This is a genomic window from Sneathiella marina, from assembly GCF_023746535.1.
Classification (GTDB): Bacteria; Pseudomonadota; Alphaproteobacteria; order Sneathiellales; family Sneathiellaceae; genus Sneathiella; species Sneathiella marina.
Map to the genome: position 1 here is coordinate 3,095,001 of NZ_CP098747.1, position 16,961 is coordinate 3,111,961.

The 16,961-nt window shown below is 47.7% G+C and carries 20 protein-coding genes and 2 riboswitches (1 of these 22 only partly in view); of the genes, 9 read left to right on the plus strand and 11 right to left on the minus strand.

Features of this window, described 5'->3' with window-relative positions; all coding sequences use genetic code 11:
• Window positions 1-825, plus strand: partial view of a patatin-like phospholipase family protein gene (locus NBZ79_RS14920; protein ID WP_251933337.1) — the 3' portion only. Its footprint begins 84 nt before the window's first position; 825 of the gene's 909 nt are visible here — the last part of the coding sequence; the start codon falls outside the window, past its left edge; it ends in the stop codon at window positions 823-825.
• A gap of 9 nt (window positions 826-834) precedes the next feature.
• Here NBZ79_RS14920 and NBZ79_RS14925 read toward each other — a convergent pair whose 3' ends face one another.
• From NBZ79_RS14925 to NBZ79_RS14935, 3 genes are all read right to left on the minus strand, one after another.
• A complete protein-coding gene (locus tag NBZ79_RS14925) occupies window positions 835-1,266 on the minus strand; it encodes a CBS domain-containing protein (RefSeq protein ID WP_251933338.1) in 432 nt (143 codons plus the stop codon).
• Between the two features lie 128 nt (window positions 1,267-1,394).
• A complete protein-coding gene (rsmI, locus tag NBZ79_RS14930; protein ID WP_251933339.1) occupies window positions 1,395-2,147 on the minus strand; it encodes a 16S rRNA (cytidine(1402)-2'-O)-methyltransferase in 753 nt (250 codons plus the stop codon).
• A 54-nt stretch (window positions 2,148-2,201) separates the two neighbouring features.
• Window positions 2,202-3,092: a LysR family transcriptional regulator gene (locus NBZ79_RS14935; protein WP_251933340.1), complete on the minus strand. Its 891-nt coding sequence runs from the start codon at window positions 3,090-3,092 to the stop codon at window positions 2,202-2,204.
• 108 nt (window positions 3,093-3,200) lie between these two features.
• Here NBZ79_RS14935 and NBZ79_RS14940 point away from each other — a divergent pair, with 108 nt between their 5' ends.
• A complete protein-coding gene (locus tag NBZ79_RS14940) occupies window positions 3,201-4,412 on the plus strand; it encodes an acyl-CoA dehydrogenase family protein (RefSeq protein ID WP_256470233.1) in 1,212 nt (403 codons plus the stop codon).
• Between the two features lie 46 nt (window positions 4,413-4,458).
• Complete coding sequence (locus tag NBZ79_RS14945) at window positions 4,459-4,884, plus strand: PaaI family thioesterase (protein ID WP_251933342.1); 426 nt, start codon at window positions 4,459-4,461, stop codon at window positions 4,882-4,884.
• Window positions 4,885-4,899: 15 nt separating this feature from the next.
• Here NBZ79_RS14945 and NBZ79_RS14950 read toward each other — a convergent pair whose 3' ends face one another.
• Window positions 4,900-5,376 carry a MaoC family dehydratase gene (locus tag NBZ79_RS14950; RefSeq protein WP_251933343.1) on the minus strand — a complete coding sequence of 159 codons (477 nt, stop codon included), beginning with the start codon at window positions 5,374-5,376 and terminating at the stop codon, window positions 4,900-4,902.
• 170 nt (window positions 5,377-5,546) lie between these two features.
• Here NBZ79_RS14950 and bfr point away from each other — a divergent pair, with 170 nt between their 5' ends.
• Window positions 5,547-6,014, plus strand: a complete 468-nt coding sequence (bfr, locus tag NBZ79_RS14955; RefSeq protein ID WP_251933344.1) for a bacterioferritin — start codon at window positions 5,547-5,549, stop codon at window positions 6,012-6,014.
• Window positions 6,015-6,135: 121 nt separating this feature from the next.
• A complete protein-coding gene (locus NBZ79_RS14960) occupies window positions 6,136-6,327 on the plus strand; it encodes a (2Fe-2S)-binding protein (RefSeq protein ID WP_251933345.1) in 192 nt (63 codons plus the stop codon).
• 67 nt (window positions 6,328-6,394) lie between these two features.
• Here NBZ79_RS14960 and NBZ79_RS14965 read toward each other — a convergent pair whose 3' ends face one another.
• Window positions 6,395-7,366, minus strand: coding sequence for an NAD(P)H-dependent flavin oxidoreductase (locus tag NBZ79_RS14965; protein ID WP_251933346.1), 972 nt, complete (start codon window positions 7,364-7,366; stop codon window positions 6,395-6,397).
• A 646-nt stretch (window positions 7,367-8,012) separates the two neighbouring features.
• On the opposite strand from NBZ79_RS14965, the gene NBZ79_RS14970 reads away from it, so the two are divergent.
• Window positions 8,013-8,372: a hypothetical protein gene (locus NBZ79_RS14970; protein ID WP_251933347.1), complete on the plus strand. Its 360-nt coding sequence runs from the start codon at window positions 8,013-8,015 to the stop codon at window positions 8,370-8,372.
• Between the two features lie 157 nt (window positions 8,373-8,529).
• Window positions 8,530-8,617, plus strand: a riboswitch (glycine riboswitch).
• 3 nt (window positions 8,618-8,620) lie between these two features.
• Window positions 8,621-8,714, plus strand: a riboswitch (glycine riboswitch).
• Between the two features lie 149 nt (window positions 8,715-8,863).
• Window positions 8,864-10,243 (plus strand): L-serine ammonia-lyase, encoded by a 1,380-nt coding sequence (locus tag NBZ79_RS14975; RefSeq protein ID WP_420854614.1) that lies wholly within the window; start codon window positions 8,864-8,866, stop codon window positions 10,241-10,243.
• A 1-nt stretch (window position 10,244) separates the two neighbouring features.
• On the opposite strand, the gene speE is transcribed toward NBZ79_RS14975, so the two are convergent.
• From speE to NBZ79_RS15000, 5 genes are all read right to left on the minus strand, one after another.
• Complete coding sequence (gene speE, locus NBZ79_RS14980) at window positions 10,245-11,099, minus strand: polyamine aminopropyltransferase (protein WP_251933349.1); 855 nt, start codon at window positions 11,097-11,099, stop codon at window positions 10,245-10,247.
• Complete coding sequence (gene speD, locus NBZ79_RS14985) at window positions 11,099-11,521, minus strand: adenosylmethionine decarboxylase (RefSeq protein ID WP_251933350.1); 423 nt, start codon at window positions 11,519-11,521, stop codon at window positions 11,099-11,101. The genes speE and speD overlap by 1 nt, the downstream gene beginning before the upstream one ends.
• Before the next feature lie 176 nt (window positions 11,522-11,697).
• Window positions 11,698-12,513: a class I SAM-dependent methyltransferase gene (locus tag NBZ79_RS14990; protein ID WP_251933351.1), complete on the minus strand. Its 816-nt coding sequence runs from the start codon at window positions 12,511-12,513 to the stop codon at window positions 11,698-11,700.
• A 138-nt stretch (window positions 12,514-12,651) separates the two neighbouring features.
• The gene (locus NBZ79_RS14995) at window positions 12,652-13,929 is read right to left on the minus strand and encodes an MFS transporter (protein ID WP_251933352.1); all 1,278 of its coding nucleotides are present in this window, start codon (window positions 13,927-13,929) and stop codon (window positions 12,652-12,654) included.
• Between the two features lie 82 nt (window positions 13,930-14,011).
• Window positions 14,012-15,289, minus strand: coding sequence for an MFS transporter (locus NBZ79_RS15000; RefSeq protein ID WP_251933353.1), 1,278 nt, complete (start codon window positions 15,287-15,289; stop codon window positions 14,012-14,014).
• A gap of 67 nt (window positions 15,290-15,356) precedes the next feature.
• Between NBZ79_RS15000 and NBZ79_RS15005 the strand changes: the two genes are divergently transcribed.
• Entirely contained in the window at window positions 15,357-15,986 is a 630-nt protein-coding gene (locus tag NBZ79_RS15005) for a glutathione S-transferase family protein (RefSeq protein ID WP_251933354.1), read from the plus strand.
• A gap of 2 nt (window positions 15,987-15,988) precedes the next feature.
• Here the strand turns inward: NBZ79_RS15005 and NBZ79_RS15010 are convergent, their stop codons facing one another.
• Window positions 15,989-16,543, minus strand: coding sequence for a GNAT family N-acetyltransferase (locus tag NBZ79_RS15010; protein ID WP_251933355.1), 555 nt, complete (start codon window positions 16,541-16,543; stop codon window positions 15,989-15,991).
• Window positions 16,544-16,645: 102 nt separating this feature from the next.
• Here NBZ79_RS15010 and NBZ79_RS15015 point away from each other — a divergent pair, with 102 nt between their 5' ends.
• A complete protein-coding gene (locus NBZ79_RS15015; protein WP_251933356.1) occupies window positions 16,646-16,957 on the plus strand; it encodes a cupin domain-containing protein in 312 nt (103 codons plus the stop codon).
• The last annotated feature ends 4 nt before the right edge of the window (window positions 16,958-16,961 follow it).

Consider the following 16,961-nt stretch of genomic DNA (forward strand, 5'->3'; position numbering starts at 1 on the left):
CGAGAAGGACTGAAACCGGATATCGTCTGCGGTACCTCAATCGGCGCCCTGGTCGGCGGCATGTATCTGGCGGGCCAGATGGATGCCCTTGAAGAATGGGCCCGTGATCTGGGAAAATCCAGCCTGTTCCGGTTTCTTGATATCCGCCTCTCCGGTGGCGGCCTTATATCAGGCAACAAGTTATTCTCGCTTTTGGAAGATAATATCGGCGATACCCTGATTGAAGACCTTCCCGTACCTTTCTCCGCCATAACCACAGAACTGGGGACCGGGCATGAAATATGGATCCAGGAGGGAAATCTCGCCAAGGCGATCACGGCGTCCTATGCTCTGCCCGGATTATTCTCTCCGCAGCAAATCGACGACCGCTGGCTCATTGACGGTGCGCTAACAAATCCGGTTCCGGTTTCAGTCTGCCGAGCCCTCGGCGCCCGCCTGGTTATTGCCGTCAATTTGAACGCCGATGTTTTCGGAATGTCGAATATTGGAGAAAATGAAGAAAATCTTGTATCGGAAGAAAATGGCGGGAAACTTAAGGCACTTCACGCGCGCTCCCCTTTGAACCTGATGAAGCACCGCTTTTTCGACAAGTCGGGCGCGGAACCCAGCATATTCGGCGTCATGATGTCCGCCCTCAACATCGTCCAGGATCGCCTAAGTCGCTCCCGCCTTGCCGGAGATCCCCCGGATATCACCATAGCCCCGCGCCTCGCTCAACATGGCTTGTTGGATTTCGACAAAGCTCAAGAAATGATTGCAGAAGGCGAAGCATCTGCCGAACGCGCCCTTCCCTTCCTGGCAAGGGCCATGGAAATATTGTCTTAGCGATTTTTGTCAGCCGGTGGCAATGTAATCACGCATTGCCGCGGCTTCACGCTCCACCTCATCCATGCGGCTTTTAACGACATCGCCGATGGAAATAAATCCGCTCAAGCGCCCTTCATCCAAGACAGGCAAGTGACGAATTCGTTTTCCGGTCATGAGAGACATCACATTGTCAATGGTCTCAGACGGTGTTGTCGTTATCAGGTCCGATGTCATGAGGTCTTCTGCAGTCTGGTCCAGGCAATCCGACCCGCATTCAGACAAGCCCCGGACAATATCCCGCTCCGACACAACGCCGCGTAAATTTCCCGATCGATCCACAATCAAGACAGCGCCAATCTTGTTTGTTCCCAATATGTTAGAAATATCTGCAATGCTATCTGAGGGGACTGCCGTAATCACATTGGCCCCTTTGGTTTTTAAAATACCGGCGACATTCATACAAATTCTCCTTCCGAATATGGCTTTCGGGAAAGCGCTACAAGAGGGTATTTTCAATTTTACTAATTTACCAGAATTACTGGCGAATTTCAACTCTCTTGCGAATTCCCGTCACGCAACAGCACGTCTTAAGGAATCATATTGTTAATGTCATCCTCCTGTTCAATAGGGGCTTCTTCCCGTTCTGGCGGCCCTATGACGATGGTCACTTCTCCCTTGATTTTCTTGTCCTGAAAATATGTGACAAGCTCCTCTATCCTCTGTCGATGAATATTTTCGAATTTTTTCGTCAATTCAATGCAGACAGCCGCCTCCCTGTTCCCAAGGCATTCAAGGGCAATCTTCAGAATTTTAGCAACCCGAAACGGCGATTCAAAAAAAACAAGGGTTGTTGGCGCCTCTGCGAAGGCCTTAAAAACCTTACGCTGCCGCCCCGGCCGGCGCGGAAGAAATCCCAAAAATGAAAACGCGGGGACCGGCAAACCGGAAACCATTAAGGCTGTTATGACGGCACTTGGTCCAGGCAGGGCATCCACTTTGTATCCGTTTTCAATGGCCGCCGCAGCTGCTCTCTGTCCCGGATCGCTCACCCCGGGCGCGCCCGCGTCTGATGTCAGCCCAACAGATTTACCATCCCGCAACAGAGACAAAATCCGGCCAACGGCCCGATCTTCATTATGCGCATGGCAGGCAAAAACAATTGGCGGACTATCCAGTTGATGGCGCTCGAATATCTTTCGCGTGTGTCGCGTATCCTCACATGCCAAAGCATCCACAGATTGAAGGACCCGCATTGCGCGCAAGGATATGTCTTCCAAATTGCCAATGGGCGTTGGGATAAGAAACAGCGTTGGTTCAATCGGATCATCATTTTCAGTCATGTTAGGGGACTAACCATATATTGGGAGGATGTGCAACGCCCACGACCTTCCTGGTCACGCCACGGCTTCCAGAATTAGATCCCGAAGCCACAGGGTCGTCTTAGCTTGTGCGGTGGATTTATGCCAATATAAATAAAAATCCAGATTGGGTACCGCCAGCGGCAAGGAAAATACATGACAGTTATACATTCGGGTAAGCTGTAAAGGCGCAGTCAGTGCAAGATCGGTTCGTTGCACTAAATGGAAAGCTGCCTGGTAATGCTGGAACCGAACCATTATATTCCGGGTCGGCCCCAAATTTCCAAGCTCAATATCGACAGCCCCGCTACCTCTTTGACGCGACGATACAAGTATGTGAGATAGCGCAAGATAGGCCTCCAGCGAAAGGCTGCTCTTTTTTGCCAGCGGATGGGATGGTCCGACAACACAAACCTGCTTGTCTGACATGAGCAGGCGATTTTGCAGCTCCGGGTTTGGTGGCAACGGGATATCGACAGCGAAATCAATTTCACCCAATGCCAGCTTTTTCGCAATGGATCTGCGGGGGACGTGAAACGCCTGCACCTTCATGAGAGGTGCGAACCGGTGAAGGCGCTCAACCAGCTTCGGCAGTAAAATTGTTTCACCGATATCGCCAATCCCGATCCGAACCACTTTATCAGATGTCTGCGGGTTGAACTTGTCTTCCTCTTCAATGCCCGCTTGCAATAATCTCAAAGCCTGCCGGGTCGGCCCGATCATTTTCTGGGCCAGAGGTGTGGGGTTCATTTTACGGCCTGCATGAACGAACAACGGATCGTTAAATCGATCCCGCAGGCGGGCCAAGGAGTTACTGACAGCCGGTTGTGTGACATTCAAAGCGCTCGCAGCCAGTGTCAGGTTGCGATGTGTATATACGGCATCGAATGTCACAAAAAGATTAAGGTCTAGATTTTTAAGCTTCATCTTATCATCACCAATATTTATGACTTGATATCATAAAAATAAATTTTAATGATTACAAGAGCGCCTTTATACTGCCGCCAGATATCCATAGATAAGAGAGCCAGCGCAATGAAATTTTCGTATTCTGATAAAACTGATAGCCTTGTAGCCCGTGTAGAAGCATTTATGAGCGATAACGTATATCCTGCGGAACAGGAATATCATGACTATATTGAGAGCTCGAGCACCCGCTGGGTTATTCCCCCTGTCATGGAAGAGCTGAAAAGCAAAGCAAAAGAAGCGGGCTTATGGAATCTGTTTCTGGCTGATTTCGAAGATTATGGCGCCGGTTTGTCTAACCTGGAATATGCCCCGTTATCTGAAATAATGGGCCGTTCCATGATCGGTTCTGAGGCCTTTAACTGCAGTGCGCCCGATACCGGCAATATGGAAGTTTTGGCGCGGTACGGCACGCAGGCACAAAAGGATGAATGGCTGGTACCGCTTCTCAACGGTGAAATCCGCTCGGCTTTTGCCATGACTGAACCAGCTGTCGCCTCCTCGGATGCAACCAATATTCAAAGCACAATCCGCCGCGAGGGAAATGAGTATGTCATCAATGGCCGCAAATGGTGGACATCAGGCGCCCCGGATCCACGCTGTAAAATAATGATTTTCATGGGAAAAACAGATGTGAATGCGTCGCGACATACACAGCAGTCGCAAATCCTTGTCCCTATGGATACGCCTGGCGTGAAATTAATTCGTCCTTTGAAAGTATTCGGCTCTGACGATGCGCCTCATGGCCATGCGGAGATGCTTTTTGAAAATGTGCGCGTCCCAATCTCCAATATTATCGGAGGAGAAGGAGAAGGGTTTGCTATTGCACAAGGCCGGTTGGGCCCTGGTCGCATTCATCATTGCATGCGGCTTATCGGATGCGCGCAACGCGCCATTGAACTCATGTGCGACCGGGTGGAAAACCGGGTGGCTTTTGGCAAGAAACTCAGTGAACAAGGATCTATTCGCGAAGATATTGCAAAATCCATTTGCGAAGTAGAGCAAGCCCGATTACTGACATTGAAAGCTGCAGAACGTATGGATCTGGTGTCCTACAAGGAAGCCCGTGATCTCATTGCCATGATCAAGGTCGTGGCTCCCTCCATGGCGCAAACCGTTATTGACCGGGCCATTCAGGCTCACGGTGCCATGGGACTTAGTCAGGACACCTTCCTGCCCGAAGCCTTTGCTTATGCAAGAACGGTGCGGCTGGCCGATGGTCCGGATCAGGTTCATATGTCGTCGCTTGGAAAGCAAATTATACGGCGCTATGCCAGCTGAGCAATAAAGGGAACTTATCAATAGCACAGGAAAACAGGAGCGACTTATGACGACAGAGACTGATTTTACACGACCCTCGCAATTCTTGCATCTTCAACCGTTTGCCAATACCTATGGTGTCACGGTTGTTGACGAAAAACCGGGCTCTGTCGTCCTTGAAGCGCCATACCTGGAATCCCTTTCTACCCTACCAGATCTCTTCCCAACATCTTCGATCGGAGCGGTCGGTGATATGGCGGCAATCAGTTCATGCATGTCTATGCTGCCCAAGGGGTGGGCCTGCGCAACTTTGGATTTTACGGTCAAAATGACCGGGCAGGCCCGCGGCGAGAAACTCATTGCTCGCGGTCGTGTGTTACAGGCAGGAAAATCATTCTCTGTCGGATCCGCAGACGTTTATACTGTCTGTGATGGCAAAGAAACCTTGTGCGGTGTCGTTATGGCCACGGGCCGCAATTTTCCGTTAAAGTAAATGCATATCTTGGCCTCAGGGCCGTTTCTTCACGAGATATCGTTGCTCCCCTTCCAGAACCAGCTCTTTCCGTTGATTGTGAACGGTCGACCGCACGGTGACTATGCCGGTTGAATTCTGTGCTTTCAGGTCTGTGATAACCAGCTCCGGATACACAGTATCGCCATAGTAAACTGGTCCCAGAAACTTGGACGACTGATCAATAAACGCAATTAGAGATTCCCCTACAACATGGGGAAAGATACCGGCGCCGGCCGCTGTCTGAATCACCACCTGGAATCCATGCGCTAAAAGTTCAGGATGGCCCTGGGATTTACAATATTCAACATCATAGTGAATTGGATGATTATCGCCGGAGGCGGCCTGAAACGCTGAAAAATTGGCGTCTCGCAATGTTCGCGATGGGATGTAAAACCGCTGGCCAATCGATAGGTCTTCGAAATAACTGGCTTCAGCAAATTTATGGTTTTCCGGTATGAATTCCTTGCTCATAATAAGTTCCTGCTTGTTTTCAAGTCTTGTTTTTAAGTCTCAACTATAGTCTAAAAAAAATTTCAGACAACTAACGTATGACACCCCAATTATCGACAGACTTATGTTTATTTAAAAGTCATTTCCTGCCATATTGTAGGCTGCAGCAAAACGAAAAAGGAATACTCGCGATGAAAGGCAACGCCACAATCATTAAACATCTCAATGTTATCTTGAAAAACGAACTTACCGCGATTAATCAGTATTTCCTGCATTCCCGGATATTGGAAGACTGGGGACTAGAAGAATTGGGAGAGAAGGAATATCACGAGTCAATTGACGAAATGAAACATGCGGACAAGCTTATCAAGCGAATCCTTTTCTTGGAAGGCCTGCCTAATCTCCAGGATCTTGGTAAGTTGATGATCGGCGAGGATACAAAAGAGATCCTCGAATGTGATTTAAAGATGGAGCATGCCGGCCATATCGACTTGAAAGCAGCCATTAAGGATTGCGAATCCGAACAAGACTATGTTTCCCGGGATTTGCTTGTCGACATCATGGAATCCGAGGAAGAGCATATCGATTGGCTGGAAACCCAATTAGGTTTGGTGGATAAAATGGGCATTGAAAACTATATTCAGTCTCAGACTTCCTAACCGATTGAGAGATATCCTCGAAGCGTATTAGGCCTTCGCTGCTAATTTAATATTGACAATCATTCGCAATTTACTAAGTTATTGAGAATGATTGTCAGTGTTAATAGACGGAAGCTTTAGAATGTATGTTTGCCTATGTAATGGATTTACCGATCGCGATGTAAAATCGGCGATCGCGGATGGTGCGCAAGGTGTTGCAAATATATATGATAGTTTGGGAGCGCCGCCCCAATGTGCCAAATGCTCAATCCATATTCGTGAAATTATCCGCGAGGAAGCAACTGTACAGTCAGTAGAGCAAATTAGAAAATAAGCGCAATATCAGACAAGTTTTTCAATGAAAAATATTCCCCCGCCTTAGCCAGACGAGGGAGTTTAAGTTAAAGGGCCTTATTATTCATTTCTACCTTGGCCTCGGCATACTGTTCTTTTAATCGATCAACATAATCTGCAACTGTCGGGATGTCGTTTACACTTCCGATACCTTGTCCGGATCCCCAGATATCTTTCCAGGCTTTGGCTTTTGAAATCCCGCCGCTGCCAAAGTTCATTCGACTTTTATCAGCACCGGGCAAATTCTCCGGATCCAGGCCTGCCCGTGTTATGCTCGGGCTCAAATAGTTCCCGTGAACGCCGGTGAACGTGTTCGTGTAGACAATATCTTCGCCCCTACTCTCAACGATCATTTCCTTATAGCCATCAACTGCATTGGCTTCCTGCGTCGCGATAAATGCACTTCCCATATAAGCGAGATCTGCGCCAAGTGCCTGCGCCGACAAAATTGAATGCCCATTGGCAATCGCGCCGGACAACGCAATTGGACCGTCGAAGAACTGACGAATTTCCGAAACCAGTGCAAACGGGCTTAATTTACCCGCATGCCCACCTGCCCCGGCGCAGACAAGGATCAGTCCGTCCACACCTGCTTCAATAGCTTTTTCGGCATGGCGAATATTAGTCACGTCGTGTAAAATGATCCCACCGTAGGAGTGGATTGCCTCGACAATCTCGTTGGGCGCTCGCAGGCTGGTTATGATGATTGGCACTTCATGTTTCACACATAGCGCAACATCTTCCATGAGGCGCGAATTGGAGGCGTGTACGATTTGATTGACGGCAAAGGGCGCGACCTTTTTGTCCGGGTTTGCCTCGGCATATTCTGCAAGTTCGGCTTTAATTTGATATAGCCATTCATCCAACTGCTCTATCGGCCGGGCATTAAGTGCGGGAAACGAACCAACGATGCCTTCTTTACACTGAGCAATTACAAGCTCGGGTCCAGATACAATAAACATAGGTGATGCAATTACGGGAAGAGACAGGCGTCCCTCCAATACCGACGGCATTGTCATTCGCAGTATACTCCTGGGAAATGAAATGAATTAGCCAGGCCCGGATCTTGCGCCCAGTTACCTGGCTTGAGTTATTTTAAACTGGACTCGGATCTTGCGCCCAATATCCTGCGAAAATAAGTAATTTTTTAGCCAGGCCCAGATCTTGCGCCCAGTTACCCGGCTTGCGACGATTATTAGCAGCTTTTTTTAAAGATGACAAATTGTCATTTTTGACAAAATTTCATTTTTAATGTTCGCAACTGCAGCATTATTGCGAAAATATGTTATGAAACATGCCATTAATTACAAATAGTATTTTTTAAAAAAAATTTTGATGTTGCGATGCAGCATGGAAAAATACAATGTCCGGTACATTGTATGGGTATCAATGATGGAAATTAGAACATCAAAATTAACCATATTTCCAAATAAGATTCGTAAATTCTCAGACTGTTTTCCCACTTATCATCATCCAGTCAAATTTTTGCCGACCGGCAAAAACATCCTGCCTGGCCGACCAGGAAAGGACTTAACAATTCGCTTTTAAAACGCTCTTAACACCTTAATTTCCGCCAGTTACCGACATTAAGCCAGCCGCCCCTGCATCTGGCATGAAGGCTGCATCATGTGGTTTAGAAATTCAATTATTGTTCAGGAGAAACAAGTGCTGCAGACAGACATAAACCATATGGACAACGATTCCTCTCCAAGCCGATTCGAAAGAAGAGATGCTTTTCGGGTTTCCAATCCAATTCTCAGTGTCGAAATTATGGGAAAAAAATATTCAACTGAAAATTGGTCATTAAGCGGTTTGCTTCTCAATGGTGTCCCGCCGGGATATGAACCAGACATGCCAATTGAAGGAATTTTCGGGCCTGTGGGTTCCGCTGAGATGTGCAGATTCAATGGGCATATCGTTCGTCTCAGTAAAAATATGATGACAACCGCCATTGAGCTAGATGAAAAAAGCGCGGATGTTGCTGCGTTATTGCCCTTATGGGTGCTTAAATATGGCAGCCGTTAAACAAGAGTGGCGACGGTAAAGTAAATATGGTCGCCTGCGGTGCGGCGGGATAACCGGATTGCCGTATTGTGGACATCCGTGTAAAGGAAACTTGACAGGTGTCCGGCTAAGTTGTCTATGGTTCGCTTCGATATCGAAACTGTTATGTTATACCTTTATCTACCCTGCGGGAGAGACTGGTTATACCAGCGCCGAAGGAGCAACCGCCCCGGAAACTCTCAGGCAAAAAGTACCGTTGGGTGGGAAGGCTCTGGAGAGTATGTGCGGATATAAATCCTGCACGTCACCGAAGAGGTAAAGCAGACATAAGTCTGCTGCAATCTTTCAGGTACCCGGACAGAGGGGGCATCGTTTAGCGGGCTGGTCGGTTATGACCAGACGAAGAAGGGGTGCCAAAAATGAATGATTTACCTAAAAGCCGTCTTGGAAACGTCACTCCGGTGGTGCCATCCAGACCATCTGGTCCGGCCAATCCAACATCGCAGCTTGATGTGAATATCAGTGTCACAGATCTTTATACAATCGGTATTGGCCCGTCCAGTTCTCACACCGTCGGTCCCATGCGGGCCGCAAAGCGCTTTGTTGAGCAACTGGCGACACAATCGCATATGAATAATACCAATCGGATCCTTGTCCAGCTGTACGGTTCTCTCGCCCTCACGGGTCAGGGCCATGCGACGGATCACGCGGTATTGCTCGGTCTCAGCGGGGCCCGTCCCTCCGGAATAGATCCCGAAGACGTCTTGCCTTTGATAGCCGAAATTCGGGAATTCAATAAAATACTGTTAAATGGTCATCATGAAATCCCATTTTACGAAGAAGATAACCTCCTTTTCCTGAAAGATGAGGTTCTGCCGGAACATGCAAACGGGATGCGGTTTTCTGCTTTTTCTGCTGAAGGAGAATTGCTTCTTGAAAAAGAATATTTCTCGGTGGGAGGTGGATATGTCGTTTCCCAGGATGAAGGTGACCGAGCGGAAACACGCGGCCACAACATTCAACTGCCCTACCCTTTTACATCTGCCGCAGAGCTGCTCGCGTTAGGTCAGGATACGGGATTGACGATTGCCGAGATTATGCTTGCCAACGAATCCTGCTGGCGTGAAGAAACAGAGACAATTGAATTTCTGGATCAGGTCAATGATGCCATGATTAATTGCATTAGACGAGGCTGCGAAACAGAGGGCATTCTGCCCGGCGGCCTCAAAGTAAAACGCCGTGCCCATCAACTTTTCAAGGATTTAATGGAGAACCCAGAGCGGGCGTCCCGCGATCCCTTGACCGTCCTCGATTGGGTTAATCTATATGCTTTGGCGGTCAACGAGGAGAATGCGGCGGGTGGTCGTGTTGTTACGGCACCAACAAATGGTGCGGCCGGTGTCATTCCTGCCGTTCTCAAATATTACCAACGCTTTTGTCCGGGTGCGACAGAGAAAGGCAGTCGAGACTTTCTCCTGACAGCGTCCGCAATTGGTTCAATTTATAAAAAGCGCGCCTCTATTTCTGCAGCGGAAATGGGATGCCAAGGCGAAGTTGGTGTGGCCTGTTCCATGGCTGCAGGTGCCCTGACCGCAGTCCTCGGCGGCACCAATGAGCAGGTTGAAAATGCTGCAGAGATCGGTATGGAGCATAATCTGGGCTTAACCTGTGATCCGATTGGCGGGCTGGTTCAAATACCTTGTATCGAGCGAAATACAATGGGGGCGATGAAAGCCATCAATGCGGCACGACTTGCTTTGTCCGGCGACGGTACCCACGTGGTTTCCCTGGATGAAGTTATCGAGACCATGCGGCAAACCGGTATTGATATGCTCAGCAAGTATAAAGAAACTTCACAAGGTGGGCTGGCCGTCAATGTCGTCGAATGCTGATCTAGGCAATATCCTTCGTCAGCATCCTTTGAATATGTAATGGTAAGGAAAATGCCGCTTGATGCACTTCTGGTGTATAATAATCGGTGTCTATTCCAGCTTCAACATAACGGTTTGTAAGCCCTAGCAAGGGTGATTTGCGAAGAGTTGTATCATTTGTCGCCCAACCGAAAGCCATCGAACCTCCCACGTAACTTGGGATGGCCGCAAGATAAAAACTCACATCCGAGAACAATGATTTCAGGCGATCGTAACTTGAGCGAAGCTCTGTTTCCTGAACGAACGGCACACCGTTCTGTGTGACAATGATGCCCCCATCCGAAAGGCACGCCTTACAATCAGCGTAAAACTCTTCCGTATATAACACTTCTCCCGGGCCATGCGGATCCGTACTATCAACGATAATCACATCCCATTTTTCCGCTGTGTTCTTGACGTATTGACACCCGTCCGCAATGACAATGTCCAGTCGCGGATCTTCAAAGGCTCCGCCTGAAATGCTCGGCATAAATTTCTGACTGAGCTCAATCACTGTTCGATCAATATCGACCAGCGTAACCTCAATGCCGTCATGCTTCATAAGCTGCCGCGCTGCGCCGCCATCTCCCCCACCGATAATTAATGCGTTCCTGACATTTCCATGAGCGAAAACCGGTACATGAACGAACATCTCATGATAAATAAATTCGTCTTTTTCTGTGGTTTGAACGGCACCATCCAACGACATGACACGACCGAATTGGCTATTTTCGAAGATCATCAGATCTTGCAAATCCGTTTTCTCGCGGTAGAGGATCTTTTCTACATTCAATGCCAAATTAACACCTGAATGTAACCCTTCATCAAACAGCTCCATCAATTTACTATTCCCCGCTTCAATTCATTCAGCTGCATCGTCTCCGGCGCAAACGCATTTTTTAAAACTGGGATTGCTTTATGAGGATCGGTTTGCCCACACATGAAAATGTCCAAAGCCATAAACGCTCGTTCCGGCCAGCTATGAAAGCTAATATGACTTTCTGCGAGGACCAGGACACCTGACAGTCCGTCCGGTTCGAAAGCATGCATATGAAAATGCAGGACGGTTGCGCCAGCTATGTCGGCACAGCTTCGCAACGTGGTTTCGATCAGTTCAGGATCGTTGAGGCCTTTAGCCCCCCATAAATCGACTATAAGATGCGTGCCAGCAAAAACCAGCCCGTCTTTATGGACAAAATAGTCCAGGCGCTCTTCTGCCTGCTCGTCGATCTCATCAATTTTATCGAGAGTATCACTCATCAAATCCGCCCAACAGCTTGTAATATCCGCCCGTATCCTCAGGTGCCGCGTTATGCGGGAGATGCCAGATTCATGCAAGAAAAAAGTGCGATCTTTGAATGAGTATTCTCGGTGTATCATCGTAAAGAACTTCGGGCGGAAACCGGCCGAAGTTCTTTACCTTGAGTAAGGAAAGTCTAGTTTTTTGTAACCACAACTTCCGCATATTCAGCGGGAACAATCATCGTTCCATCTGTCGCAACATTGAACGTCTCCACAAGTTCAGTAATATCTCTGGAGAGCGCTTCCTGTCCTGTTTCGTCTAGAGCGGCAAATGCTTTATGAACCGGACCATAAAGGTTACGGAAAACATCCATGAAATGCTCCGTTGAACGATATCTGAAGTTAAACATGCGAGTTGTCATTTCTATGGTCGTTGCTTTATCAGCAAACATTTCAGACAAACGGTCTTTTGTTCCCCAAAGAGCCGGCGATTGAACACCCGCTGGTGGCGGGACATGCTTCCCAATCGTTTTGAAAAGATGTCCAATAAAGCTTTCCGGTGTCCAATTAGCCATACCTATTTTTCCGCCCGAACGACACACCCGAGCCATCTCTGAAGCGGATTGCATCTGATTAGGTGTGAACATTACGCCAAAAGTCGACATCACTGCGTCAAAGCTGCCTGTTTCAAACGGAAGTTCTTCAGCGTCAGCCTGTTGGAAAGTGACATCCAACCGATCCGCGTCCGCCCTTTCCTTGCCACGTTCCAACAGAGATTCAACATAATCCGTCGATGTGACATTGCACCAGCGCCGGGCGGCTGCAAGAGTGGCATTGCCATTGCCCGCAGCGACATCCAAAACAGTTTGATTGGCATGCAGATCCATGGCCTCACAAAGCTGCTCGCCAACAATGTTGAGTGTGGTTCCCACGGTGGCGTAATCGCCAGAGCCCCAGGTTGCTTGTTGCTTGGTTTTAATCGCAGTGTAATCCGGTTGGGTCGCAGTCATGATACATTCTCCATCTAAAGTTTTCCTGTAACTAGAGGTAAACTTAAGCAGGCCATGTTGCAGCTTGTTGTCTGCAAACCGGAAATCAAATTTCATTTGTTTCAGGTATGTATGACAATTGTAACAATCCCCTTGAAGCTAATCTCGGAGCGTCTTGCCCGCCGTTTCGGATATAGAAAATATGGCAACCAGGCTGAGGATAGCCAATCCCATTAAATAGTATACGGGTGAAAAATCATCGTCAGTGCGATTAACCAGATAGAGTGCGACAATTGGTGCAGTGCCGCCGAAAATCGACAGGGTCAGGTTATACGAAACAGATAATGCACTAATTCTAACCTTGTGAGGAAGAATTTCGGGCATTACTGCGGCATTGACGGAAAACACCATCGCAAACAGAACAGCAAACCCAAACTGCCCGAAAAACACGTAAACAATATTATGATGATCCATGAGCCAAAAAAGCGGCCAGGAGAAAAGTAATATTCCAAATGTACCGACATAAAGTACCGGTTTACGCCCAACTTTATCACTGAGGATCGCGAAACCCAGCAAAAATACCGCGACAAATATCAGACAAACAGTATTGATCGTCATTGCCGCAACATTGGACAAATGCACTTTGTTTGTGAGAAACGTAATTGCATAAACAAACATCAGATAAAATCCGACATTCACTGTGACAGTCAGTCCCGCTATTCGCAGCATATCCCGCCAGTGATCGCGCAGCGCGACAACTAACGGGATTCCATCAACAACGGTTTTATCTTTAACGCTTTCGGGCTCATCTATGCGAGATCTAAAGTAAAAAGCGACAATGCCGATAAAACCGCCACCGATGAACGGAAGGCGCCAAGCCCCTTCGGTCAACGTCGCTTGATCGATAAAACTGGTGAATAATGTGGCAACGGCAGAGCCCAGAAGAAATCCGAAAAAACTACCGCTGAATATCCAGCTTGCATAGAAACCACGTCTTTCCGGTGGGGAATGCTCCACAATAAACGCTGACGCTCCTGTATATTCTCCCCCCACCGACAAGCCTTGAAAAATACGTAAACACACAAGCATAACAGCAGCAGAAGCGCCGATCTGCTCAGTGGTCGGTAAGAGTCCGACCCCCGCGGTCGCTCCGCCCATGACAATTACCGAAAGAATCAATACTGGCTTTCGGCCAATTTTGTCACCGATATGACCAAAAACAATCGCCCCCAATGGCCGGGAAATATATCCTGCCGCAAATGTCCCGAAAGTCGCCATAAGGGAAATAAAAGCATCGTCTGACGGGAAAAACAGATTGCTCAGAACTGGAGCCAGATATGCATAAACAGCAAAATCATACCATTCCATAACGTTGCCGATGGATCCGGAAAAGGCCGTTCTCCTCACGTATTCAATATTATGTGACGCAACCGTCATTCGTCATTTCCCTATAAAATTCACTTATTCAACGCGCATAGCTTGCCATTTGATTTTTGTCAGAATTAGCGAGCGAAGCAAACTAGTCACGCAGTTTTTTACCACCTGTCTCTGGTATGGAAAAAATTGCCAGCAAGCTTATTACCGCCAGGCCCATCAAATAATAAACCGGTGAGAAGGTGCTTTCCGTCCAGGTTACCAGAAACAACGCAACCAGTGGCGCCGTCCCGCCGAACAGGGTTAAGGTCAAGTTATACGCTACCGATAAAGTACTGATCCGGATCTCGTGCGGAAGTATTTCAGCCATTACAGCCGGGTTCACGGAGAAGATCATTGAAAAGATGACTGCAAATCCGAATAAACCCAAAAAGACAAAATACAGGTTTTGGTGATCCAGCAGCCAAAAGAGAGGCCAAGACAACAACAAAATGCTGATGGTTCCGAATAATAAAATCGGCTTGCGGCCAATTTTATCACTCAAGACAGAAAAGCACAGAGGGAAAAGAGCAATTGCGACCAGGCAAAGCGTATTGATCCCCATCACCGATGTCGGAGACAGATGAACGTTCGTCGTCAGAAATGTTATTGCGTAAACGAACATGAGGTAAAAACCGGCATTTACCGTCAAGGCAAGCCCCCCGACCCGTAGCATATCAAGCCAATGGTCCTGAAACGCTGCAAGCAAGGGGCTTCCTTTCTCGTCGGCAATTGCCCTGTCTGGACGTTTCTCATCGATACCCGATCGAAAATAATAGGCAATAATTGCAATAACACCGCCCGCCAAAAACGGAATTCTCCATCCCCAATCCGCCAGTTCTTCAGGGCCCAGCAAATAAGCTGTAAGGACCGCTGACGCAGAGCCGATAAGAAACCCTATTCCGCTACCGCTTACAATCCAGCTGCCAAAGAAACCGCGCCTTTTTGGAGGAGAAAGCTCAACGATGAAGGCAGTGGAGCCTGAAAATTCACCGCCTACTGAAAAACCCTGAAAGATGCGAAGCACTATAAGAGCAATAACAGCGGTTGGGCCAAGTTGATCGAAAGTGGGTAATAGGCCAACGCAAAAAGTTGCTCCCCCCATCATGGCAACGGAGAGAATTAGGACAGGTTTTCGGCCCATACAGTCGCCGACATGTCCATAAACAATGGCACCAAAGGGGCGTGATATAAAACCGAAAGCAAATATTGCATAAGTAGCTGTCAGTGATCCGAACGAATCCTTGGAGGGAAAGAAGACGCTACTGATAACTGGGGCAAGATAAACAAAAATTGCGAAATCATACCACTCCATGACGCTTCCAATGGCACCGGAAAGTGCCGTCCGTCGCGCATAATTGACATTGAAGGACGGGTATTTCATATTTGATCCTAGATCCAAGACTAATCGAATTTGTAGACGACCGATAAAAACTTGGTGAAGGATTACAGTGCTAAAATTATACAATTATCATAGAAGCGCATACGGTCGGATCGTCGTCATTATATTGACGGAAAAGGCGCTCAACTGTGAATATGAGGAAATTGATCCCTTTGCAGGTAATCTTTCATCCCAATATCTCAAGCTTCACCCTTTTAAACGTGTTCCCGTTCTAAAGCACAATGATCTTGTTCTTTATGAAACCCGCGCAATCACGGAATATTTGGAAGAGCAATTCCCAAATCCGACTTTGATGCCCACCGATATTGTCGGGCGGGCCAGAGTGCGGCAAATTGTGGCAATGATTGACAATTATGGATATTTGCCCCTTGTTTGGCAGGTATATGTTGAAAGTATAGAAAAGCAGTCTACTGAAGAGGGGCCGGACAGTGAAATATTACAAGAAGGGTTACTAAACTCAGCCCGTTTCCTCGGCGCAATAGAAGAGCTGGCAAGCGGCGGCAAGTTCCTAGTGGGAAATGCCTATTCTCTCGCCGATGCACATCTCATCCCGATGATTGATTGTTTTACAGTAACGAAGCAAGGGCGGGCAATGCTACCGGACTACCCCAAATTGTCCCAATGGTGGAGCAGCATTAGGAAACGCGACAGCACAGTAACATCCAGGCCTAAATATTAGAATTATTGATCGCCAGCTTTCGGTTCAATAAAATCGTAACTGGAAATACAATAAACAAAATCCCGCTCAGATCCGGACGGGAATTCCAACCCAACTGGCAAATTGCCGACACGTGTCATACCCAACCGTTCCATAAGTTTCCAGGATCTTGAATTATCCTTATCCACGGTCGCCCATATTTGCAGCAATCCAAGTTCCAAAAAGCTGTATTGAAGAACACGCTGGACAGCCTCTGTCATATAGCCGTTTCCTTGCCGGGCGAGGTTCATGGCATAGCCTATATCAGCAAATCGTTTCTCTTCGTCAAAAACACCCAGTCGGATTGTCCCCAATATCTTGTCATCCGTAGTTAAAGCCACGGCAAAAGTCACCCTGGACTTCGATTGTTGTTCCTGGTCAGCCATTCGCTCATCAAAAAACAATCGAAGGGTTTCCTCCGTTTGCTCCTCAACAGGGAGATACTGATAAAAATTCGGGTCGGTTCCATACGCCAGAATATCCGAATAATCGGTTTCACGAAATGGGCGCAAACGGAGCCTGCTTGTTTCAAGAATCATGTCAAATTTTCTCAGGCAAATCGGACAAATTAGAAAAACTCAATTGTCCTAAAATGAATTACATCATATCAAATAGGAAGATGATGAAAAAGGAAAACGGACATGCGTGTCATAAATCCAAAAGACTTTATTGGCGCCAAAGCCTGGGATGCCCTGGACATCGAAAAAATAAAGAATGCCTCAATCCGATTACACTGGACGAACGAGCCCTATATTTGGCACGTCAATGACGGCCCGGAAGTGTTTGTCGTGCTTGAGGGGGCTGTCGATATGCATGTTCGAGATGCATCGGGTGATAAAGTATTTTCCTTACAAGCAGGCGACATTTTTCACGCCGAAACCGGCGACGAACATAAAGCCGTCCCCATAGGTGCCGCCCGAATACTGGTTATTGAAACGGACGGCAGTATCTGATCAG

What these genes read in the sequence shown, in the direction of transcription:
- NBZ79_RS14925 (WP_251933338.1), bottom strand. Translation starts at nt 1,266, where the DNA reads ATGAATGTCGCCGGTATTTTAAAAACCAAAGGGGCCAATGTGATTACG.
- rsmI (WP_251933339.1), bottom strand. Translation starts at nt 2,147, where the DNA reads ATGACTGAAAATGATGATCCGATTGAACCAACGCTGTTTCTTATCCCA.
- NBZ79_RS14935 (WP_251933340.1), bottom strand. Translation starts at nt 3,092, where the DNA reads ATGAAGCTTAAAAATCTAGACCTTAATCTTTTTGTGACATTCGATGCC.
- NBZ79_RS14940 (WP_256470233.1), top strand. Translation starts at nt 3,201, where the DNA reads ATGAAATTTTCGTATTCTGATAAAACTGATAGCCTTGTAGCCCGTGTA.
- NBZ79_RS14945 (WP_251933342.1), top strand. Translation starts at nt 4,459, where the DNA reads ATGACGACAGAGACTGATTTTACACGACCCTCGCAATTCTTGCATCTT.
- NBZ79_RS14950 (WP_251933343.1), bottom strand. Translation starts at nt 5,376, where the DNA reads ATGAGCAAGGAATTCATACCGGAAAACCATAAATTTGCTGAAGCCAGT.
- bfr (WP_251933344.1), top strand. Translation starts at nt 5,547, where the DNA reads ATGAAAGGCAACGCCACAATCATTAAACATCTCAATGTTATCTTGAAA.
- NBZ79_RS14960 (WP_251933345.1), top strand. Translation starts at nt 6,136, where the DNA reads ATGTATGTTTGCCTATGTAATGGATTTACCGATCGCGATGTAAAATCG.
- NBZ79_RS14965 (WP_251933346.1), bottom strand. Translation starts at nt 7,366, where the DNA reads ATGACAATGCCGTCGGTATTGGAGGGACGCCTGTCTCTTCCCGTAATT.
- speE (WP_251933349.1), bottom strand. Translation starts at nt 11,099, where the DNA reads ATGGAGCTGTTTGATGAAGGGTTACATTCAGGTGTTAATTTGGCATTG.
- speD (WP_251933350.1), bottom strand. Translation starts at nt 11,521, where the DNA reads ATGAGTGATACTCTCGATAAAATTGATGAGATCGACGAGCAGGCAGAA.
- NBZ79_RS14990 (WP_251933351.1), bottom strand. Translation starts at nt 12,513, where the DNA reads ATGACTGCGACCCAACCGGATTACACTGCGATTAAAACCAAGCAACAA.
- NBZ79_RS14995 (WP_251933352.1), bottom strand. Translation starts at nt 13,929, where the DNA reads ATGACGGTTGCGTCACATAATATTGAATACGTGAGGAGAACGGCCTTT.
- NBZ79_RS15000 (WP_251933353.1), bottom strand. Translation starts at nt 15,289, where the DNA reads ATGAAATACCCGTCCTTCAATGTCAATTATGCGCGACGGACGGCACTT.
- NBZ79_RS15010 (WP_251933355.1), bottom strand. Translation starts at nt 16,543, where the DNA reads ATGATTCTTGAAACAAGCAGGCTCCGTTTGCGCCCATTTCGTGAAACC.
- NBZ79_RS15015 (WP_251933356.1), top strand. Translation starts at nt 16,646, where the DNA reads ATGCGTGTCATAAATCCAAAAGACTTTATTGGCGCCAAAGCCTGGGAT.